We start from the raw sequence: 20,364 nt of genomic DNA on the forward strand, positions 1-20,364 counted from the left end.
CTTCAGTCCAACACCACCAGGGCGTGCCGTTTGCGGCCCGCCGTCAACTTCACAGGGTCAGCCAGATCGCCCGCCTTCAGCCGCATCCCGGCATCGGTGACGATCTCGTCGTTCATTCGGGCGCCGCCTTCCAGGATCAGCCGCTTGGCATCCTTGCCGCTGCCGGCCAGCCCCGCGCGCACGAACAGTTGTACGATCCCGACGCCCTCATCCGCCACCTCGGCAGCACTGACGCGGACGGTCGGCAGATCGTCCCCCACGCCGCCCTTCTCGAACACCTCGCGGGCGGTCTGCTCGGCCGCCTGCGCGGCCTCTTCGCCATGCAGCAGGCCGGTCGCCAGGTTGGCCAGCAGGATCTTCGCCTGATTGATCTCCGACCCTTGCAGCGCGCCCAGCCGGTCACATTCGTCAACCGGAAGCTCGGTGAAGATCTTCAGGAACTTGCCCACGTCGGCATCGGTGGTGTTGCGCCAGAACTGCCAGAATTCGTAGGGCGACAGCATCGCGCCGTTCAGCCAGACCGCGCCGCTGGCCGATTTGCCCATCTTGCGCCCGTCGCTGGTGGTCAGAAGCGGCGTGGTCAGCCCGTAGATCTCGGCATCAATCACCCGGCGGGTCAGGTCGATCCCGTTGACGATATTGCCCCACTGGTCCGACCCGCCCATCTGCAACAGACAGCCATAGCGGCGGTGGATTTCAAGAAAATCATAGGCTTGCAGGATCATGTAGTTGAACTCAAGGAAGCTCAACGATTGTTCCCGGTCCAGCCGAGACTTGACCGATTCAAACGACAGCATCCGGTTCACGCTGAAATGCCGCCCGATGTCGCGCAGGAAATCCAGGTAGTTCAGCCCGTCCAGCCATTCGGCATTGTTCAGCATGATCGCGCCATTGGGCGCGTCCGAATAATCCAGATACCGCGCGAAGACCTGCTTCAGCCCGGCGATGTTCTCCTCAATCCTCTCGGGCGTCAGCAGCGGGCGTTCCTCGCTGCGGAAGGACGGGTCGCCCACCTTGGTGGTGCCGCCGCCCATCAGGGTGATCGGCTTGCCGCCGCATTTCTGCAGCCAGCGCAGCACCATGATGTTCATCAGATGGCCAACGTGCAGGCTGGCCGCCGTGGCATCATAGCCGATATAGGCCGGCACCACGCCCTTGCGAAACGCCTCGTCCAGCGCCTGATAATCGGTGCAATCGGCCACGAAGCCGCGCTCGAACATCACACGCAGAAAGTCGGATTTCGGATGGTAGGTCATGGGGCACCCGTGCTTAAAGATGGCAGCGGTATAGCGGGGCAGGGAGCGAAGGGAAAGATGGCGAAGGGCAGGGCGGACCAGACCACCGATCAGGCGCCGGTCTGGGCGCTTGGCGCCATGTCTGGCACCTCGCTGGATGGCGTCGATGCGGCGATGATCCTGACCGATGGCCATCGCGTGCTGGAATTCGGCCCCCACGCCTATCGCCCCTATACGCCCGCCGAACAGGCCACCCTGCGCGCTGCCCTTGGCCGCTGGCCGGGCGAACCCGGCGTGGCCGAGGCGGCGGAAGTGGTGGAAACCGCCCATGCCGAACTTCTGTCACGCTTTGACGGCGCGGCGCTGGTCGGCTTCCACGGCCAGACCCTTGCACATGATCCGCGCGGACGCGGCACCCATCAGGCCGGCAACGGCGCCTTGCTGGCGCAGGTGCTGGGTCTGCCTGTCGTATGGGATTTCCGGTCATCCGACGTGGCGCTTGGCGGGCAGGGCGCGCCGCTGGCGCCGTTCTACCACTTCGCGCTGGCCCGCTATATCGGGGCGACCGAACCCGTGGCCTTCCTGAACCTTGGCGGCGTCGGCAACCTGACATGGGTCAACCCAGCCGCCGCCGCGCCCGAGGCCGAAGGCGCGCTTCTTGCCTTCGACACCGGCCCGGCCAATGCCCCCCTGAATGACCTGATGCGCAGCCGTCTGGGCCGGGACTGCGACGAAGGGGGGGCGGTGGCCGCGAAAGGCCGGGTCAAGCGTCAGGTGATCGAGGCCTTTCTCGATCATTCCTATTTCCTGAAGATGCCGCCCAAATCGCTGGATCGAAACGATTTCAACAGCCTGCTGGAATCCGTTCGCAAGCTGGACACCCCCGCCGCCGCCGCCACGCTGACCGCCGCCGCCGCTGCTGCCGTGGTGAAGGGGGCCGAGCATTTTCCGGCCCCGGCCAGCCGTCTGCTGGTCACCGGCGGCGGCCGGCTGAACCCGGTGATGATGCGCCACTTGTCGCGCGGCTTCCCCTGCAAGGTTGAGCCGGTTGAGACAGCCGGCCTGAATGGGGATATGCTGGAAGCCCAGGCTTTTGCCTTCCTTGCCGTCCGCGTGTTGCGCGGCCTGCCAACGTCCTGCCCCGCGACCACCGGCGTGGCCGCCAATGTCGGCGGTGGACAGGTCAGCCGGCCCGACGCCTGATCCCAGCGCCGTTCAGACAAAGGAGCGTTGCCATGACCATCGCCCGAAACACGATCTGCCTCTGGTATGACAATGACGCCGAAGGGGCGGCGCGGTTCTACGCCGAAACCTTCCCCGACAGTGCGGTGCAGTCCATCCTGCGCGCGCCAACCGATTTCCCGTCAGGCAAGGCGGGCGATGTGCTGACGGTGCAGTTCACCGTTCTTGGCATCCCCTGCCTTGGGCTGAACGGCGGGCCGGCTTTCCGCCAGTCCGAAGCCTTTTCGTTCCAGATCGCCACCCGGGATCAGGCCGAGACAGACCGTTACTGGAACGCCATCGTCGGCAACGGCGGGCAGGAAAGCGCCTGCGGCTGGTGCAAGGATCGCTGGGGCCTGTCGTGGCAGATCACCCCGCAAACCCTGACCGAGGCGCTGGCCGCAGGCGGCGCCGAAGCGGCGCGTGCCTTCGCCGCGATGATGGAAATGACCAGGATGGACGTGGCCCGGATCGACGCCGCCCGTCGCGGCTGACCCGGGGACGCCCGGCCGTCAGGCCTTGCGGCGGGCCGCACCAAAGGCGGCGCCAAGCGCCCCGATCCCGGCCCCGATCAGGGCGCAGTTGATCAGCGTCCCCACGATGTCCGATCGGTTCGCCGCCGCGACCGAGGCCGCAGCCTCTGACGCGCCGTCGCCGGCCTTGCGCGCATCCATCATCGCCACCATTCCGGCATCGCCGCAGCTTGCGGCCATCGTCGCAACGGTCTCGGGGCTGCTTTGGTAAAGTTCGGCCACAATGGCCTCGCACCGGGCGCTGTCCGCTGCCGGCACGTCAGGGGCGCCGAATTGACGCCAGGCGCCAAAGCCGATCAGGCCAGCGGCGATCAGCAGAAATGCCAGTCTTTTTGCCATGAAGATAACCCCTACAACAGGCGCCCGCCCATAGCGGCGGGGCCGCGAACACAGCCAAAGGCCAGGATTGTTCGTTCAAGAGACCGGCCCGGAGCGTTTGAACGCTCCGGGCATCTGGGCTCAGAGCAGCGCCTTCGCCTTCGCGACGGCCGCTTCGGCGGTGATGCCGAATTCCTTGTAAAGCCGCTCATAGGGGGCCGAGGCGCCGAAGGACGACATGCCCACGAAATCGGCCTTGCCGTCACGCCCGCGTTCGCCCAGCAGCCAGCGATCCCAGCCCTGCCGCACGCCGGCCTCGATGGCCACGCGCACCGGGCCTGCCGGAAGCACCTTCTTGCGATATGCTTCGTCCTGCGCAGCGAACAGTTCCATCGACGGCATCGAGACGACGCGCGTGCCGATCCCTTCCGCCTCCAGCGCCTCGCGGGCTTTCAGCGCGATCTCCACTTCAGACCCGGTGGCGATCAGGATCACCCGACGCTTGCCGGTGGCTTCGGCCAGCACATAGGCGCCCTTGGCGGAAAGGTTCTGGTTGGTGTGCGCCGTCCGAACGGCCGCCAGGTTCTGCCGGCTCAGCGCCAGAACCGACGGGGTGCCGGTCTGGCTCAGCGCCAGTTCCCAGCATTCCGCCACTTCCACCAGATCGGCGGGCCGGAACACCAGCGTGTTCGGCGTGGCGCGGCTGATCGCCAGATGTTCGACCGGCTGGTGGGTCGGGCCGTCTTCGCCCAGACCGATGCTGTCATGCGTCATCACATAGACGACCGGCAGCCCCATCAGCGCCGAAAGCCGCATCGACGGGCGGGCGTAATCGGTGAAGGCCATGAACGTGCCCGAATAGGGCCGCACGCCGCCATGCAGCGCCATGCCGTTCATCGCCGCCGCCATGCCGTGTTCGCGGATGCCCCAGTACATGTAACGTCCGCCTCTGGAGCTTACGTCAAACATACCCAGATCAGACGTTTTGGTGTTGTTCGATCCGGTCAGATCGGCCGATCCGGCAAAGGTCTCGGTCATCACCGGATTGACCGCCGCCAGCACCTTTTCGCTGGCCGACCGGGTGGCCAGCTTGGCCGGCGCCTCGACCGCGGCCTTCTTTACCGCGCGAATGGCCGCGCCCAGCTTCGGAGCCGGCTCGCCCGCGAAGATGCGCGCAAACTCGGCCTGCTTGGCCGTCGACAGCGTGGCCAGCCGGATTTCCCAGTCGGCACGGGCCTTTGCGCCCTTGGCCCCCAGCGATTCCCACCAGGCCTTCACGTCCTTCGGCACCTCGAACGCGGCGCCGGGCCAGCCGTAGGCGTCCTTGGCGGCCTGCAGTTGCGCCTTGTCCGTCAGCGCGCCATGGCCCTTCGAAGTGTCCTGCGCGGCATGGCCGATGGCGATATGCGTCTTGCAGGCGATCATGGCCGGGCCGGCGCTGGCCTTTGCGGCGGTGATGGCACGGTCAATGTCATCCGGGTCATGCCCGTCACATTCGAACACATCCCAGCCGCTGGCCGCGAAGCGGGCCTTCTGGTCGGTCACGTCCGACAGCGACACCTTGCCGTCGATGGTGATGTCGTTGTTGTCCCACAGCACGATCAGCCGGCTCAACTTGTGACGACCGGCAATGCCGATGGCTTCCTGGCTGACGCCTTCCATCAGGCACCCGTCACCGGCGATGACATAGGTGTAATGGTCCTGCACCTTGGCCCCCCAGCGGGCGCGCAGGTGTTCTTCGGCCATGGCAAAGCCCACGGCGTTGGAAATGCCCTGGCCCAGCGGGCCGGTGGTGGTTTCAACGCCGGCCACATGGCCGTATTCCGGGTGGCCTGCGGTGATGGACCCCCATTGACGGAAGTTCTTGATCTGATCCAGCGTCACATCCTGATAGCCGGTCAGGTACAGCAGGCTGTAGATCAGCATCGAGCCATGGCCCGCCGACAGGATGAAACGGTCGCGGTCCGGCCAGCGGGGCGCTTTGGGATCGAACTTCAGGTGTTTCGAGAACAGCACCGTCGCCACATCGGCCATGCCCATCGGCATACCGGAATGGCCCGAATTGGCCGCGGCCACGGCATCCAGCGTCAGCGCGCGGATCGCGGTTGCCCGCATCCAGTGGTCGGGGTGGCGGGCGCGAAGGGCGGCGATTTCCACGATGGCGGTCCTTTCGGGGCTGCAACAGGGTTGCCTCCGCGATACCGGCCCGCCTTGGCAAGATCAAGCTTGCTCGCCAAGGCCTTGGGAAGAAAGGCTGGCCGCTTTCCCCCGGTTTCGCGATAAGATTGCCCAAGCAGGTTTGCGGGGCGATTCGCAGGCCGTGTCCGAAGGGGCGGAACAGCCCCGCAGCGACGGATTCGGGAAGGGGCAGCGGATGCAGGATATCATCGAACTTGAACGCCGGATCAGCGCCGCGCTGGACCGTATCGGTCGGGGGCTGGACAGCCCGCCGCCCGCTGTCGCCCCGCCGCCGGCTGTTCCCGTGGCCGCACTTTCGCTGGAGCTTGACCAGATCCGCACCGAGCTTGCGGCCGAGCGGGCCACATCAGCCCAATTGCGTGAGCGCCTGCGCGCGATCCGCGACCGCGAAGCTGCGGGCCGCAGCCCGCAGGATGAGCGGATCGAAAAGATGACCCGCCAGCTTGATGTGCAGGGTCTGGAATTGCAGCGTATGCGCAAGACGGCGGTGCTGTTGCGCGAGGAACTGCGCCGCCTGCGCGAAGCGCAGGACGCCGGCACCGTGGATGCAGCGCAGATCAACCGCGCCATGCTGGCCGAACTTGACGCGCTGCGCGCCACGCGCCTTTCGGAACTGGCCGAGCTGGATGAGCTGACGGCCGCCCTCGACGAACATCTGACGGAGGCGGAAAATGCCTGAGATCGAAGTCCTTATCGGTGGCCGGCCCTTTGTGGTGTCCTGCCAGCCGGGCGAAGAGCATTTCCTGCGCGCGGCGGCCCAGATGCTGGATGCCGAAGCGCAACCGCTGATCGCGGCGATGGGGCGGGTGCCGGAACCCAAGATGCTGCTGATGGCCGGGCTGATGCTGGCAGACAAGACCGCCGCCGGCGAAGACGAGTTGCGCCAGTTGCGGGCCCGCGTGGCCGAACTGGAAGCCCGCCCCGCGCCGCCCGCGCAGCGGGTTGAGGTGCCGGTGGTGCCGCCGCAGATTTTCGAGACGCTGGCCGAAATCGCTGCCCGTGCCGAGGCGCTGGCCGACCGCACCGAAGAAAGGGCCCGCGCATGAAACGGATCTCGCTGATGCTTCTGGCGGCCCTGGCTGCCGCTCCTGCGGTTGCCGAGGAGACCCAGGTTCTGACCACGCGCTACACCTGCGACCGCGGGGTTATGGTGCCGGCCACCTATGTCAACGCCGCCGACCTGTCGCTGGCGGTGATCCATGTCGAGGGCACCCAGATCACCCTTTACAATGAACCTGCGGCCTCGGGGGCCCGCTACGGCTGGCCTTCGGACGGTGCAAACTACGTCTGGTGGACCAAGGGCGACGAGGCGACGCTGTACTGGAAGGAAGCCGGGGAAGAGACGCCGATCCTGCAGAACTGCAAGGAATCCGGCTGAACCGGAAAAGTAAACGCCCGGCGGGGACCGCCGGGCGCAAAAATCTTCGAAGTTTTTTGCAAATTCCTTCGAAGGAATTTGCCGCGTTAATCAGGCGTTTGCTTCGCGGATCTTGTTCGCCGCGTCCTTGTCATAGGCCACGCCCTTGGCCTCAAACAGCGCGTCCAGCTCGCCCGACAGCGTCATCTCGGTAACGATGTCGCAGCCGCCGACGAATTCGCCCTTCACATAAAGCTGCGGAATGGTCGGCCAGTCGGAGAAATCCTTGATGCCTTGCCGCACATCGGCATCGGCCAGCACGTTCACGTCAACATAGTCGACGCCCATATAGTTCAGCACCCCGGCAACGCGGGACGAGAACCCGCATTGCGGCATCATCTTGGTGCCCTTCATGTAAAGCACCACGTCGTTCTTGGTGATCGTCTCGCGGATCTGATCCTGCGCGCTCATGCCTTGTCCTTTCAGTCCGGAGCTTTGGTGGTCAACGCCAGCGCATGTAGTTCACCATGCGCGCCGTCCATCTTGCCTTTCAGGCTGGCATAGACCGCGCGCTGCTGCTGCACCCGGTTCATGCCGCGGAAGGATTCGTCGATCACTTCCGCCGCCCAGTGGTTGCCGTCGCCCGCCGTGTCGATCACGGTGATCTTTGCTTTGGGAAAGGAAGCGCGGATCAGCGCCTCGATGTCTTCGGCTTCCATCGCCATTGCGGGCCTCATTCATTGACTGGCCTAAGATGTATGTCCAAGGGGCAGGGCCTGCAAGTGCGGCATCAGGGTGGGGGCGGTCCGGCCTGCCATTCGTCCCGCATCATTCCGAAAAGATGCAGATCCACCGCCCGGCCAAGGCAGGTTCGCCACCATTGCGCCCGCTGCACCCCTTCGCGGCGGAACCCGGCGCGTTCGTAGATTTTCATTGCGCGCGGGTTTTCCCCGCTGGCATCCAGCCAGATCCGCGCCGCCCCAAGCGTGGCAAAGCCATAGTCCACCAGCGCGGCGAAGAAGGCATCGCCCCGCCCGCCGCCGGCCTGCGCCAGCGCGATGCGGAACAGTTCCACCCGCCCCGACGGATCACCGATCTCGCGAAAGATGGCAAAGCCCGCCGGGCCTTTGCCTTCGTCCCAGATCAGCACCCGCGCCTCGGGGCTGTCGATCCAGCCCTGCAAGGTGGCCTCATCGCTGTCCCCAATGAAGGGCGCATAGTCGGGCCGGGTCGTGAGGCTGCGGATGAAGCCGATGTCGGCCGGAGTCGCGTTCCGAAGGGTCATGTCAGGGCCTTCCATTCCCGGGCCAGCATCGAATAGGCGTGGCAATCCACCCAGCCATCGGCCCGCAGCCAACATTCGCGCATCGTGCCTTCGCGCACCAGTCCGGCCCGGGCAAAGGCGGCCAGACCCGCGGCATTGTCAAAGGCAATGTCGCAGAACAGGCGATGCGCCCGCATGTCGGCGAAAGCCACGTCCAGCGCGGCCCGGATCAGCGCGCCCCCGTCGCCGCGCCCCGGCTGCGCCAGCGCCAGGTTGGTCAGGAACACCACCTGCGGATAAAGCGCCTCGATGGTGGCAAATCCGGCAAAACCTTCGCCCCGGTCCCACACCAGAACCCGGCTGTCCGGGTCTGCCGCAAGCGCCTGCACGTCGGCTTCGGTCTGTTGCAACAGGGTCCGGGGATGCGCCGCGATCAACGCCGCAATACGGGGCAGGTCCGGGCTGTCAGGCCCGATCCGGCGCAGCATCAGACGCCCAGAGCTGCCGCGAAGGCCGAGCGATACAGCTTCGACAATTCGGCCATCGGGGCGGATTCGCTGCCAAGCGTCACCGTCTCGCCACCGAACTGGCCAACCAGGGCAAGCGGCACGCCGGCCGCCTTGGCCGCGGCCTGCAACCCGGCCAGATCGGCCTGTGCCACCGCCACCAGATAGCGGGCCTGATCCTCGCCGAACAGGAAGGGGATGTCGTTGGCGTCGATCCAGACACCCAGACCCGCGGCTTCCGCCATTTCAAAGGCCGCCAGCGCCAGCCCGCCATCGCCAAGGTCGGTACAGGCGCGCAGCGCCTTGCGGTTGGCGCGGATGAACTCGCCATTGCGGCGTTCGGCCACCAGATCTACCGGCGGGGCATCGCCCGATTCAATGCCGAAGGCTTCCGCCAGCAGCGCCGACTGGCCCAGATGGCCCTTGGTCGCGCCCACCAGCACCGCCAGATCGCCGGTTTCGGGCTTGCCAGCAATCAGCTCATCCAGAGATTTCAGCAGCCCCACGGCGCCGATGGTCGGCGTGGGCAGGATCGGCTGGCCATCGGTTTCGTTGTAAAGGCTGACGTTGCCCGACACGATCGGCATGTCCAGCGCGATACAGGCCTCACCGATGCCTTTCAGCGCCCCGACGAATTGCCCCATGATTTCGGGCTTTTCGGGATTGCCGAAGTTCAGGTTGTCGGTGGTTGCCAGGGGCAGCGCGCCCACGGCGGTCAGGTTGCGATAGGCTTCCGCCACGGCCTGCCGGCCGCCCTGCACAGGGTTCGCCCTGACGTAGCGCGGGGTCACGTCGCTGGTGAAGGCCAGCGCCTTGCCGGTGCCATGCACACGCACCACGCCGGCGGGCAGACCGGGCGTCACCAGCGTGTCGGCGCCGACCTGGGCATCGTATTGTTCATAGACCCATCCCTTGTGGGCGTGGTTCGGGCTGCCGATCAGCGCCCGCAGCCCATCCAGCAGGCCGATCTCGGGCACGGGAACCAGGGCGGGGGCGGGGGGCGTCTCGACCCAGGGCCGGTCATATTCCGGCGCGCTGGACGCCAGTTTCGACAACGGCAGGTCGGCCTTCACCTCATTGCCGTGCAGGATCAGGAAGCGGTCTTCGGGAATGGTTTCCCCGACGATGGCGAAGTCCAGATCCCATTTCCTGAAGATCGCCCGCGCTTCCGTCTCCATCTCGGGCTTCAGCACCATGAGCATCCGCTCCTGGCTTTCCGACAGCATCATCTCATAGGCGGTCATGTTGGTTTCGCGCTGGGGCACGTCATCCAGTTGCAGCCGGATGCCAAGGCCGCCCTTGTCACCCATTTCCACGGCGGAACAGGTCAGCCCCGCCGCGCCCATGTCCTGAATCGAGATGACCGCACCGCTGGCCATCAGCTCAAGGCAGGCTTCCAGCAGGCATTTCTCGGTGAAGGGGTCGCCGACCTGCACCGTGGGGCGCTTTTCCTCGATGGTCTCGTCAAATTCGGCGCTGGCCATGGTGGCGCCGCCCACGCCATCGCGGCCGGTCTTGGCGCCCAGATAGACCACCGGCATCCCCACGCCGCTGGCGGCGGAATAGAAGATCGCATCCGTGCGGGCCAGTCCGGCGGCAAAGGCGTTCACCAGACAGTTGCCGTTATAGGATTTGTGGAACCGCACCTCGCCGCCCACCGTCGGCACGCCAAAGGCGTTGCCGTAGCCGCCCACGCCTTCCACCACGCCCTTGACCAGATGCGCCGTCTTCGGATGGCTGGGCAGGCCGAAGGACAGCGCGTTCATGGCCGCGATCGGCCGCGCGCCCATCGTGAAGACATCGCGCAGGATGCCGCCCACGCCGGTTGCCGCGCCTTGATGCGGTTCGATGTAGGAGGGGTGGTTGTGGCTCTCCATCTTGAAGATCACCGCATCGCCATCGCCGATGTCCACCACGCCGGCGTTTTCACCCGGTCCGCAGATCACCTGCGGGCCGGTGGTCGGCAGCTTGCGCAGGTGGATCTTCGACGACTTGTAGGAACAGTGCTCGTTCCACATCGCGCTGAAGATGCCCAGTTCGGTGAAGGTCGGTTCGCGCCCGATGATCTGCAGGATGCGCTGATATTCGTCCGGCTTCAGCCCATGCGCCGCCACAAGGTCTGGGGTGATCTGGGGTTCGCTCATCACGGGGCCTCCGGTCGCGGCAAGGGGATGCGCGCGTCCTATCCGATGCCGCCCCGGCGCGAAAGCCCCTGCAAGGGGGGCGGCGCCCGTTGTGCCCGCATTTTCACAGGTATCAGGGGCGGCCCTGACCTTGCACCGGCAGCAACTCGTGGCTGCGCCAAACGAGGCCCGGAAAAAAGAGAGGCCGAGCAAAAGCCCGGCCTAAGTCCAACAGGGAGGTATGAGACGACAGGAGTTGCCTCGAACATCGTCTCGCCGCCCGATTTATGGGCTGTTTGTGAATCGTGCAAGGTCAGGAATGCCGCAGGTGCAGCATGTCCGCCATGCGTTCGGTGCATGGCTGGACGATGGGCTGACCCTAACCCTGCTGGCGTTTGCGATAATCCTGGATTTCATCCATCACAAAGTCCCGAAAGGCCGAGACCCGCTTGGAATGGCGCAGCTCTTCAGGATAGGCCAGAAACACCGGCACTTCCCCGCTTTCCACATCCGGCAGCACCCGCACCAGATGCGGGAAACCTTCGGTGATGTAATCGGGCAGCACCCCGATCCCCAGATTGTTCAGCACCGCCTGCAAGACGCCGAAGTAGTTGTTGACGTGCAGCGTCGAGGGGATCTCGTGGCTCATCAGTTCGGCCACGAGCATGGCGCCCGAGGCCACCTGCGGCGTGCCCGGATGCTGGCAGATCAGCCGGTGCTGCGTCATGTCTTCCATCTTGTCCGGCGTGCCATGCCCGGCCAGATATTCCGGCGTTGCATAAAGGCGCATGCGGATCTGCATGAGCCGTTTGCGGATCAGGTCGGCCTGGCTGGGTTCCTTCATGCGGATCGCCACGTCCGCCTCGCGCATGGGCAGGTCAAGGACACGCTCTTCCAGCATCAGGTCGATCTTCAGGGCAGGGTAATGTTCATAAAGCCGCGCCAGCCGCGGGGCCAGCCAGAGCGTGCCGAAGCCGGTGGTCGTTGTCACCCGCAACTCGCCGAACACTTCGTCCTCGCTGTCGCGAATCCGCGCGGCCGCTGCATCCAGACGCTTGACCATCTGCGTGGTGGCATCGAACAGCAATTCGCCCTGTTCCGTCAGGATCAGCCCCCGCGCGTGGCGGTGGAACAGGGTGACGTTCAGGCTTTCTTCCAGGGCACGGATTTGCCGGCTGACGGCCGATTGAGAAAGGTGCAACACCTCGCCCGCGTGGGTCAGGCTGCCCTTGTCAGCCACCGCGTGGAAAATCCTCAGCTTGTCCCAGTCCATCAGCCCATCCTTCAAAACGGCGCAACCGTAACACAAGCCATGCGATTTAGGAAAACCTGATCCATCATAAAAGCCCTGACTGAGGGGAAAATTTGCAGATGCAGCACCCGTGGCGTCACGGGACTTTCAGCGCGGGCCGCTTCGGCCTATGATCGGCGCAAGACGGGCATGAACCCGCAGGCAGGAAAGGGGCAGCGATGGCAGTCGGCGTTTTCGATTCGGGTCTGGGGGGGCTGACGGTTCTGGATGCCGTTGCGCGACGCCTGCCGCAGGTGCCCTTCGTCTATTTCGGCGACAATGCCCACGCGCCCTATGGCGTCCGCACCTCTGACGACATCTTTGCCCTGACCTGTGCGGCAACCGAACGGCTATGGGACGAGGGGTGCGATCTGGTCATCCTCGCCTGCAATACCGCCAGCGCCGCTGCGCTGAAGCGGATGCAGGAAACCTGGGTTCCGAAGGACAAGCGCGTTCTGGGGGTCTTCGTGCCTTTGATCGAGGCGCTGACCGAACGGCAATGGGGCGACAACAGCCCCCCGCGCGAGGTGGCGGTTAAACACGTCGCGCTGTTCGCCACGCCGGCCACCGTGGCCTCCCGCGCCTTCCAGCGCGAACTGGCCTTCCGCGCCATCGGTGTGGATGTCGAGGCGCAGCCCTGCGGCGGCGTCGTCGATGCCATCGAGCAGGGAGACGAGATCCTGGCCGAGGCACTGGTGCGCAGCCACGTCGAGGCGCTGAAGCGCCGGATGCCGCGCCCCGAGGCGGCGATCCTGGGATGCACCCATTATCCGCTGATGCAGCAGGCGTTCCAGGATGCGCTTGGGCCCGAGGTGAAGGTCTATTCCCAGGCCAATCTGGTGGCCGAGTCGCTGGCCGATTACCTGACCCGCCGCCCGGAGTTCGTGGGGCCGGGGACCGAGACAAAGTTCCTGACGACAGGCGACCCCGCCAGCGTTTCGAACAAGGCAACCCTGTTCCTGCGTCACCGGATTGTGTTCTCAGCGGCCTGAGGGCCCATACTCCCACATTGCCAGGGCAAACCAAACGCCATGATCCCGCTGCAAGACTACCGCGCCGCCCGGCTTGCCGCGCTGACTGCCCCCGATGGCTGGCTGAACCTGATCGCCCGAATCGATCTGACGCCCGGCATCCATGCGGTTGGGGCCGCGCAGGACATACGCCTTCCGTCCGGCCCCGATCTGCTTGGCACGCTGAAAGTCAGCCAGACCGGCGCCAGCTTTGCCCGGCCGGGGCAGGGGCCACAGCCGTTCCTTCCGGTGCCCGATGCCTTTCCGCAATTGCAGGTCGATCCGTTCTTGCTGGAGCTTCATACCGTTGACGGGGTGCCGGCGTTGCGGGTGCGGGATCTGAGCTTGCGGCCACAGATTACCTTGCGCCATTTCCCCGACGCACCCGGTTGGGTGATCCGCGCCCGCTGGCAGGAACTGGCGCCGCAGACCGCCAGCGTGGCCATGAAGGATGGCAGCCGGGCCGAAGTCACGCTGACCCATCGCGCCAGCTTTGACCATCAGGGGCGCGAGGTCAGCCTGACGCCGACGCATTGGAAGGCCGGCAAGCCGATGTTCGTCTTCCGCGATGCCACGGCGGGCGAAACCTACGGGGCAGGGCGGTTCCTGTTCGGGGAAGACATTGGCGGCGGCGAGATCACCCTTGATTTCAACCGCGCCTTCACGCCCCCCTGCGGCTTCACCGATTATGCGATCTGCCCGTTGCCGCCGCCCGGAAATGTGCTGCCTTTCCGCATCGAGGCAGGCGAGAAGGCCCCGGATTGAAAAGGGGCAGACCCTGCGGTCTGCCCCCTTTTGCGCAGAATGTTCTGACGCAGGACTCAGTCCTTGGCGCGTTCCACATAGCTGTCATCGTCGGTGTTGATGACGATCCGCGTGCCCGGCCCGATATGCGGCGGCACCATCACGCGCAGCCCGTTCGAGGTCATCGCCGGCTTGTAGGACGAGCTGGCGGTCTGGCCCTTCACCACCGGCTCGGTCTCGGTGATCTCGACGGTGATCTTCTGCGGCATTTCGATGGCGATCGGAATGTTCTCGAAGGTCTTGACGAAGCAGCGCATACCTTCCTGCAGATAGACCTTGTTGTCGCCCATCACATCGGCAGTGACCACGACCTGATCGTAGCTTTCCGGCTCCATGAAGTGGAAGCCTTCGCCGTCTTCGTACAGAAAATCATAACCGCGCTCGTCCACGGTGGCTTTCTCGACGCCGTCCGTGGTCTTCCACCGCTCGCTGACCTTCACCCCGTCCGAAATTCGGCGCATGTCGACGCTGGTCGTCGGCGTGCCTTTGCCGGGGTGGAAGTTGACGGCATTGAGGACGACATAGAGCTTGCCGTCCATCTCGACGACATTGCCCTTGCGGAGCGAGGAGGCGATGACTTTCACGTGGCGTGATCCTTGTGGTATGGGGCGCGCGGCGCGCGGATTGACGCGCCCTCTAGCGCACCTTGCCCCAGATTTCCAGCCGGAACCGCCGTAATGACCCAGACCCCCTGGTGGCACCCCTCGCGCCACGCTGACCGCCGCCCGCTGCTGCTGGCCCGCAACCGTATTCAGGCGGCCATCCGTGGCTGGCTGGCCGCCGAGGGTTTTGTCGAGGTGGACCCCGCCGCGTTGCAGGTCAGCCCGGGGAATGAGGCGCATCTGCACGCCTTCCGCACCACCGCCATCGGCAATGACGGGGTGGGGATGGACCGCTACATGCACACCTCGCCCGAGTTTGCCATGAAGCGGCTGCTGGCGGCAGGAGAGACCCGCATCCACAGTTTCGGCCATGTCTGGCGCAACCGCGAACGCGGCCCGCTGCACAGCCCGGAATTCACCATGTTGGAATGGTACCGGACGGGCGAACCTTATGAGCGGTTGATGCAGGACATTGCCGCCTGGGTGCAGCTTGCCGCCGAGGGGCCGCTGCGGTTCCGCGACCGGACCTGTGATCCGGCGGCGCCCTATGAACGGGTCTCGGTGGCCGAGGCTTTTGCAGCCCATGCCGGCATCGACCTTCTGGCCACGCTGGCCGCGGACGGGGCGCCCGATGCGGATGCCCTGGCGGCGCAGATGGACCGCGCGGGGATTGCACGGGGGCCGGGCGAAAGCTGGTCTGACCTGTTTTCCCGCGTCCTTTCGGAAAAGGTTGAGCCGCGTTTGGGCATGGGGCGGCTGACGGTGCTGGACCGCTATCCCGCAGCCGAGGCGGCGCTGGCGCGGCGCTGCCCGGATGATCCGCGGGTGGCCGAGCGGTTCGAGGTCTATGCCTGCGGCGTGGAACTGGCCAACGGGTTTGGCGAGTTGACCGATCCGGTCGAACAGCGGGCACGGTTCGAGGATGAGATGGCGATCAAGGCGCGGGTCTATGGCGAGACCTATCCGATTGATGAAGACTTCCTTGCCGCGCTGGCGCTGATGCCGCCCGCGGCGGGTTGCGCGCTGGGGTTCGACCGGCTGGTGATGCTGGCCACCGGCGCGCCGTCGGTCGAGGCGGTCATGTGGGTGCCCGCCGGGTGACATGTGCTGTCCCGGAATGGGACAGGGGCCGCCTTCGGGAAATCATCGCCTTGCAGGCCCGCCTGACGGGTTTGGTCACGGCCTTGTGCGGGCGCTTGCATTGCGGGTGCAATGGCCGCAAAAGAACCGCGCATCTTTTGCCTGCAAGGGACACCTGCCATGACCTACCGGATCGCCATCCTTGGAGCCTCGGGCTACACGGGGGCCGAGCTTGTCCGACTGATCGCAACGCATCCGCAGATGCGGATCACGGCGCTGTCGGCGGATCGCAAGGCCGGCATGACCATGGCCGAGGTCTTTCCCTTCCTGCGCCACCTTGATCTGCCGCGGCTGGTGAAGATTGACGAGATCGACTTCTCGCAAGTCGATCTGTGCTTCTGCGCGCTTCCTCATGCGACCACTCAGGAAGTCATCGCAAGGCTGCCGAAAGATTTGAAAATTGTTGATATGAGCGCCGACTTCCGGCTGCGCGATCCGGCCGAGTACGAGAAGTGGTATGGCCAGCCGCATACCGCCGTCGAATTGCAGAAAGAGGCGGTTTACGGCCTCACCGAATTCTACCGCGACGACATTCGCAAGGGCCGGCTGATTGCCGGCACCGGCTGCAACGCGGCGACGGGGCAGTTTGCGCTGCGGCCGCTGATCGCGGCGGGGGTGGTTGATCTGGATGACATCCTGATCGACCTGAAGGCGGGCGTGTCGGGTGCGGGGCGCAGCCTGAAGGAAAACCTGCTGCACGCTGAACTGTCGGGCGGCACGCATACCTATTCCGCGGGCGGCAAGCACCGGCATCTGGGCGAGTTCGACCAGGAGTTTTCCAAGGTTGCCGGTCGCCCGGTGCGGGTACAGTTCACCCCGCACCTGCTGCCGATGAACCGGGGCATCCTGGCAACGGTCTATGTGAAGGGAGATGCGAAGATCGTGCACCAGACGCTTGAAAAGGCGTATGAAAATGAACCTTTCTTGCGCGTTCTGCCCTTTGGCGTTCTGCCGTCCACCCGGGATATTGCTGGCAGCAACTTCTGCCATATCGGCGTGATCGGCGACCGGATCGCCGGCCGTGCCGTAGTGGTGGCGGTGCTGGACAACCTGACCAAGGGCAGCTCTGGCCAGGCGATCCAGAACGCGAACCTTGTGCTTGGGATCGAAGAGACGACCGGGCTGATGCTGGCGCCGATGTTCCCGTAAGGGGCGCGGCTGCGACCGTTTGGTCACGCGGTCTTGACCAAGGTCAAAGCCGTTCCGATTTAGAACGTGTCAAAACGGCCGGCGTTCGGAAGGAAGAAAGCGCACCATGAACGGTACGAAGCAGGAGTTCCGCGGTCTCAAGGGCCTGAAGAAGCAGCGCCGGATTCAGGTGATCCTGCTGGCGTTTCTGGCGATGGCCGTGGCGACGGGCCTGATCGGCTATGCCATGCGCGACGGTATCAATTTCTTCCGCAGCCCGACGCAGGTGGCCGAGGAACAGCCCGGTGAAAGCGAAGTGTTCCGCCTGGGCGGGCTGGTCAAGCAGGGCAGCCGCACCCCGCCCGAAGGTATGCAGTTCGGCTTCGTGGTGACGGACACCAAGACGGATGTTCCGGTGCGCTATGTCGGCAATTCGCCGCCGCCGGATCTGTTCACCGAAGGTCAGGGCACCATCGTGACGGGCACCATGAAGGATGGCGTGTTCCTAGCGACCGAGATCATGGCCAAGCATGACGAGACCTATCAGCCCAAGGAAGTGGTCAAGGCGCTGAAAGAACAGGGTGTCGATATTGACCCCTCCGTGATGCACGGCGGAAGCTGATGCATCCTGCCGCACGGTGGCACGAGGCGGCGTTAACGCTTTGCTGACAGCCTTATCCCCCAGCCAAGGACAGCCGGGGAAGGCCTGCATGACCAGCGTCAAGGACATTGCCGAAGAGATTGTCGCCCGCGAGGGCGGCTTCGTGAACGATCCCGATGATCCGGGCGGGCCAACCAAACATGGGGTAACGCTGGCCACGCTGCGGCGGCTTGGGATTGACGTGAACCGCGACAGCCGGATTGATCTGGCCGATGTGCGGGCCCTGAGCCGGACCCAGGCGGAGGACATCTATGTCGAGCATTACTTCCGCCGTCCCGGCCTGGGCGCCTTGCCCGAAGTGCTGCAGCCGTCTGTGTTCGACATGTATGTCAATGCGGGTTCGGCGGCCGTGAAGATCCTGCAAAAGCTGGTGACGCAGATGGGGTATCCCTGCGAGGCCGATGGCGAGATCGGGCCGCAGACCATTCGCCAGACGCAACTGGCCTGGGAGGCGGCCCCGGACCATCTGGTCGATGCCTACGGGATTGCGCGGCGCAACTATTACTATTCCTTGGCCGATGCGCGCCCCGCCAGCCGCAAGTTTGCGCGCCGGGCCGATGGCGGCAAGGGCGGCTGGATTCTGCGGGCCGAGGCGTTCATTTCGCCGAAATATCATCTGACCGAGGCGCAGCACCGGGCGCGGGTGGCGAAATGGGGGTGATTGATCGCGTTTTGGGTAGCCCGGGCGCGGTCTCGGCGCTGGGGCAGGCAGCACAGGGCGTGGCCGAGGTTTTCGTGCCCTCGGCCACCAGACGGATGGAACTGTCGGCCGAAGCGCAGATGTCGGCGCTGCGGCAGTTGGGCGAGGAATACCAGCACCCCGCGTTGAGCGGCTTTGACCGGGTGATCAACGGCCTGAACCGGCTGCCAAGGCCGTTCCTGGCGTTCGGCACGCTGGGGCTGTTCGTCTATGCCATGGTCGATCCGGTGGGCTTTGCCGCGCGGATGGTGGGGCTGAACGCCGTGCCCGAACCGCTGTGGTGGCTTCTGGGGGCGATCGTGGCCTTCTATTTCGGCGCGCGCGAGACGCATTACTTTCGCAGCAGGCCGGTGATGGCGCCACTTGCGCCGGGGGCGGCCGCAACGGAAGAGAACGCGGCCCTTGACGACTGGCGCGCGGGCGGGCTGGGCGCTTGACCTCCTGTCGCGGCTCTGGCAAGGCCAGAGCATCAGACGGGATTTGATCAGATGAACCTCTTCGCGGACATCCGCAGTGCGGTGGTTGATGCCCTTGGCCGGATGACGGCCGAGGGCCTTTTGCCTTCGGGGCTGGACCTTTCGAATGTGGCGGTGGAACCGCCGCGCGATGCGGCGCATGGCGACATGGCGACCAACGCCGCCATGGTGCTGTCCAAGCCGGCCGGCAAGCCGCCGCGCGAGATCGCCGAAGGGCTGGCGGCGCGGCTGCTGGACGATCCCCGGATCGAGGGGGCCGATGTGGCAGGGCCGGGGTTCCTGAACCTGCGGCTGGCGCCGGCGGTCTGGCAGGGCGTGTTGCGTCAGGTGCTTGAAGCGGGCACCGGCTATGGCCGGTCCGACATCGGTGCCGGGCAGAAGGTGAACGTCGAATTCGTCAGCGCAAACCCGACCGGGCCCATGCATGTGGGCCATGTGCGCGGCGCGGTTGTGGGCGATGCGCTGTCGAACCTGCTGGCCTTTGCCGGCTGGAATGTGACGCGCGAGTATTACATCAACGATGGCGGCGCGCAGGTCGATGTGCTGGCCCGCAGCGCCTATGAACGCTACCGCGAGGCGCATGGGCTGGAGCCGGAAATCCGTGAAGGATTGTATCCGGGCGACTATCTGATCCCGGTGGGTGAGGCGCTGAAGGCCAAATACGGCGACAGCCTGCTGGACAAGGGCGAACAGGTCTGGCTGGCCGAGGTGCGCGATTTTGCCAGCGCCATGATGATGCAGATGATCCGCGAGGACCTGGCGGCGCTTGGCGTGCGGATGGATGTCTATTCCAGCGAAAAGGCGCTGTATGGCACCGGCGAGATCGAGGCCGCGATCGAGGAGCTGCGCGAGAAGGGCCTGATTTACGAAGGCACGCTGGAACCGCCGAAGGGCAAGGAGCCCGAGGATTGGGAACCGCGGGTGCAGACCCTGTTCCGCAGCACCGCGCATGGCGATGATGTGGATCGCCCGGTGAAGAAATCGGACGGGAGCTGGACCTATTTCGCCCCCGACATCGCCTATCACTACAACAAGGTGAAGCGTGGCTTCGACCAGTTGATCGACATTTTCGGCGCCGATCACGGCGGCTATGTCAAGCGGATGAAGGCGGCCGTTTCCGCGCTTTCCAACAGCACCGTTCCGCTGGACATCAAGCTGATCCAGTTGGTCAAGCTGTGGAAGAACGGCGAGCCGTTCAAGATGTCCAAGCGTGCGGGCACCTTTGTCACCCTGCGCGACGTGGTGGAAATGGCGGGGGCCGATGTTACCCGCTTCATCATGCTGACGCGCAAGAATGACGTGGCGCTGGACTTCGACTTCGACAAGGTGCTGGAGCAGTCGAAGGACAATCCGGTTTTCTACGTCCAGTATGCCAATGCCCGCATCAACAGCGTTCTGCGCAAGGCGCGGGATGCCGGTATCGCGGTGGACGATGCCACGCTGCTGGCCGCAGACCACAGCGGGCTGGCGCATCCGGCCGAGCAGGCTTTGCTGAAGAAGATCGCCGAATGGCCCCGCCTGGTGGAAATCGCCGCCCGCAACAACGAACCGCACCGCGTTGCCTTCTACTTGTATGAACTGGCCTCGGACCTGCATGGGTTGTGGAATCGGGGCAATGACGAGCTGCAACTGCGCTTCATTCAAGAGGATGTCGCGGTTTCACAGGCGAAAATCGCCCTTGCGCGGAGCGTGGGCGTTGTCATTTGCACAGGTTTGGGTATCTTGGGTGTGACGCCGGTCGAAGAAATGCGCTGATCTGACAAGCGCCTCGGCCGGAAACGAGCAGGCGTGACAGG

General features: G+C 65.1%; 23 protein-coding genes. 13 read left to right on the top strand and 10 right to left on the bottom strand.

Features of this window, described 5'->3' with window-relative positions; translation table 11 throughout:
* Positions 1-2: 2 nt before the first annotated feature.
* Positions 3-1,256, bottom strand: coding sequence for a tyrosine--tRNA ligase (tyrS, locus tag B6K69_RS01130; protein ID WP_108642478.1), 1,254 nt, complete (start codon positions 1,254-1,256; stop codon positions 3-5).
* A 57-nt stretch (positions 1,257-1,313) separates the two neighbouring features.
* Here tyrS and B6K69_RS01135 point away from each other — a divergent pair, with 57 nt between their 5' ends.
* Together B6K69_RS01135 and B6K69_RS01140 are read left to right on the top strand one after the other, a co-directional pair.
* Positions 1,314-2,438 (top strand): anhydro-N-acetylmuramic acid kinase, encoded by a 1,125-nt coding sequence (locus B6K69_RS01135; protein ID WP_108642479.1) that lies wholly within the window; start codon positions 1,314-1,316, stop codon positions 2,436-2,438.
* 32 nt (positions 2,439-2,470) lie between these two features.
* Positions 2,471-2,950 carry a VOC family protein gene (locus B6K69_RS01140; protein WP_108642480.1) on the top strand — a complete coding sequence of 160 codons (480 nt, stop codon included), beginning with the start codon at positions 2,471-2,473 and terminating at the stop codon, positions 2,948-2,950.
* 18 nt (positions 2,951-2,968) lie between these two features.
* Here the strand turns inward: B6K69_RS01140 and B6K69_RS01145 are convergent, their stop codons facing one another.
* Together B6K69_RS01145 and tkt are read right to left on the bottom strand one after the other, a co-directional pair.
* Positions 2,969-3,328 carry a hypothetical protein gene (locus B6K69_RS01145; RefSeq protein ID WP_108642481.1) on the bottom strand — a complete coding sequence of 120 codons (360 nt, stop codon included), beginning with the start codon at positions 3,326-3,328 and terminating at the stop codon, positions 2,969-2,971.
* Between the two features lie 120 nt (positions 3,329-3,448).
* Entirely contained in the window at positions 3,449-5,464 is a 2,016-nt protein-coding gene (tkt, locus tag B6K69_RS01150; protein ID WP_108642482.1) for a transketolase, read from the bottom strand.
* A 217-nt stretch (positions 5,465-5,681) separates the two neighbouring features.
* On the opposite strand from tkt, the gene B6K69_RS01155 reads away from it, so the two are divergent.
* Genes B6K69_RS01155 through B6K69_RS01165 form a run of 3 tightly spaced genes read left to right on the top strand, consistent with a single transcriptional unit; the run spans position 5,682 to position 6,884 of the window.
* Positions 5,682-6,185: a hypothetical protein gene (locus B6K69_RS01155; RefSeq protein WP_108644716.1), complete on the top strand. Its 504-nt coding sequence runs from the start codon at positions 5,682-5,684 to the stop codon at positions 6,183-6,185.
* Positions 6,178-6,552, top strand: a complete 375-nt coding sequence (locus tag B6K69_RS01160) for a cell division protein ZapA (protein ID WP_107672894.1) — start codon at positions 6,178-6,180, stop codon at positions 6,550-6,552. The genes B6K69_RS01155 and B6K69_RS01160 overlap by 8 nt, the downstream gene beginning before the upstream one ends.
* Positions 6,549-6,884 (top strand): MliC family protein, encoded by a 336-nt coding sequence (locus B6K69_RS01165; RefSeq protein ID WP_108642483.1) that lies wholly within the window; start codon positions 6,549-6,551, stop codon positions 6,882-6,884. The genes B6K69_RS01160 and B6K69_RS01165 overlap by 4 nt, the downstream gene beginning before the upstream one ends.
* A 90-nt stretch (positions 6,885-6,974) precedes the next feature.
* Here the strand turns inward: B6K69_RS01165 and grxD are convergent, their stop codons facing one another.
* The 6 genes from grxD to B6K69_RS01195 all read right to left on the bottom strand — a co-directional run bounded on the left by grxD (position 6,975) and on the right by B6K69_RS01195 (position 12,029).
* On the bottom strand, positions 6,975-7,334 hold the full coding sequence (gene grxD, locus B6K69_RS01170) for a Grx4 family monothiol glutaredoxin (protein WP_108642484.1): 360 nt from the start codon (positions 7,332-7,334) through the stop codon (positions 6,975-6,977).
* Positions 7,335-7,345: 11 nt separating this feature from the next.
* Positions 7,346-7,588 carry a BolA/IbaG family iron-sulfur metabolism protein gene (locus B6K69_RS01175; RefSeq protein WP_107672891.1) on the bottom strand — a complete coding sequence of 81 codons (243 nt, stop codon included), beginning with the start codon at positions 7,586-7,588 and terminating at the stop codon, positions 7,346-7,348.
* A gap of 65 nt (positions 7,589-7,653) precedes the next feature.
* Positions 7,654-8,148: a GNAT family N-acetyltransferase gene (locus B6K69_RS01180; RefSeq protein WP_164681855.1), complete on the bottom strand. Its 495-nt coding sequence runs from the start codon at positions 8,146-8,148 to the stop codon at positions 7,654-7,656.
* On the bottom strand, positions 8,145-8,615 hold the full coding sequence (locus tag B6K69_RS01185) for a GNAT family N-acetyltransferase (RefSeq protein WP_108642486.1): 471 nt from the start codon (positions 8,613-8,615) through the stop codon (positions 8,145-8,147). Before B6K69_RS01185 ends, B6K69_RS01180 begins: the two co-directional genes overlap by 4 nt.
* Positions 8,615-10,777, bottom strand: a complete 2,163-nt coding sequence (gene purL, locus B6K69_RS01190; RefSeq protein ID WP_108642487.1) for a phosphoribosylformylglycinamidine synthase subunit PurL — start codon at positions 10,775-10,777, stop codon at positions 8,615-8,617. Before purL ends, B6K69_RS01185 begins: the two co-directional genes overlap by 1 nt.
* A gap of 358 nt (positions 10,778-11,135) precedes the next feature.
* Positions 11,136-12,029: a LysR family transcriptional regulator gene (locus tag B6K69_RS01195; protein ID WP_108644717.1), complete on the bottom strand. Its 894-nt coding sequence runs from the start codon at positions 12,027-12,029 to the stop codon at positions 11,136-11,138.
* A 197-nt stretch (positions 12,030-12,226) separates the two neighbouring features.
* Here B6K69_RS01195 and B6K69_RS01200 point away from each other — a divergent pair, with 197 nt between their 5' ends.
* Together B6K69_RS01200 and B6K69_RS01205 are read left to right on the top strand one after the other, a co-directional pair.
* A complete protein-coding gene (locus B6K69_RS01200; RefSeq protein WP_108642488.1) occupies positions 12,227-13,039 on the top strand; it encodes a glutamate racemase in 813 nt (270 codons plus the stop codon).
* A gap of 39 nt (positions 13,040-13,078) precedes the next feature.
* Positions 13,079-13,822, top strand: coding sequence for a DUF1684 domain-containing protein (locus tag B6K69_RS01205; protein ID WP_108642489.1), 744 nt, complete (start codon positions 13,079-13,081; stop codon positions 13,820-13,822).
* Between the two features lie 56 nt (positions 13,823-13,878).
* Here B6K69_RS01205 and efp read toward each other — a convergent pair whose 3' ends face one another.
* Positions 13,879-14,445, bottom strand: coding sequence for an elongation factor P (efp, locus tag B6K69_RS01210; RefSeq protein WP_107672886.1), 567 nt, complete (start codon positions 14,443-14,445; stop codon positions 13,879-13,881).
* Positions 14,446-14,538: 93 nt separating this feature from the next.
* On the opposite strand from efp, the gene epmA reads away from it, so the two are divergent.
* From epmA to argS, 6 genes are all read left to right on the top strand, one after another.
* Positions 14,539-15,564, top strand: coding sequence for an EF-P lysine aminoacylase EpmA (epmA, locus tag B6K69_RS01215; protein WP_108642490.1), 1,026 nt, complete (start codon positions 14,539-14,541; stop codon positions 15,562-15,564).
* A 159-nt stretch (positions 15,565-15,723) separates the two neighbouring features.
* Positions 15,724-16,752 carry an N-acetyl-gamma-glutamyl-phosphate reductase gene (gene argC / locus B6K69_RS01220; RefSeq protein WP_108642491.1) on the top strand — a complete coding sequence of 343 codons (1,029 nt, stop codon included), beginning with the start codon at positions 15,724-15,726 and terminating at the stop codon, positions 16,750-16,752.
* Between the two features lie 106 nt (positions 16,753-16,858).
* Positions 16,859-17,353 carry a cytochrome c maturation protein CcmE gene (gene ccmE / locus B6K69_RS01225; RefSeq protein WP_108642492.1) on the top strand — a complete coding sequence of 165 codons (495 nt, stop codon included), beginning with the start codon at positions 16,859-16,861 and terminating at the stop codon, positions 17,351-17,353.
* Between the two features lie 88 nt (positions 17,354-17,441).
* On the top strand, positions 17,442-18,053 hold the full coding sequence (locus tag B6K69_RS01230; protein WP_108642493.1) for a holin-associated N-acetylmuramidase: 612 nt from the start codon (positions 17,442-17,444) through the stop codon (positions 18,051-18,053).
* Entirely contained in the window at positions 18,044-18,529 is a 486-nt protein-coding gene (locus B6K69_RS01235) for a holin family protein (RefSeq protein ID WP_108642494.1), read from the top strand. Before B6K69_RS01230 ends, B6K69_RS01235 begins: the two co-directional genes overlap by 10 nt.
* 51 nt (positions 18,530-18,580) lie before the next feature.
* Positions 18,581-20,323 carry an arginine--tRNA ligase gene (gene argS, locus B6K69_RS01240; RefSeq protein ID WP_108642495.1) on the top strand — a complete coding sequence of 581 codons (1,743 nt, stop codon included), beginning with the start codon at positions 18,581-18,583 and terminating at the stop codon, positions 20,321-20,323.
* Positions 20,324-20,364 lie beyond the last annotated feature (41 nt).

The organism is Pseudogemmobacter blasticus, from assembly GCF_003071405.1.
In the GTDB taxonomy this organism is placed as follows: domain Bacteria; phylum Pseudomonadota; class Alphaproteobacteria; order Rhodobacterales; family Rhodobacteraceae; genus Pseudogemmobacter; species Pseudogemmobacter blasticus.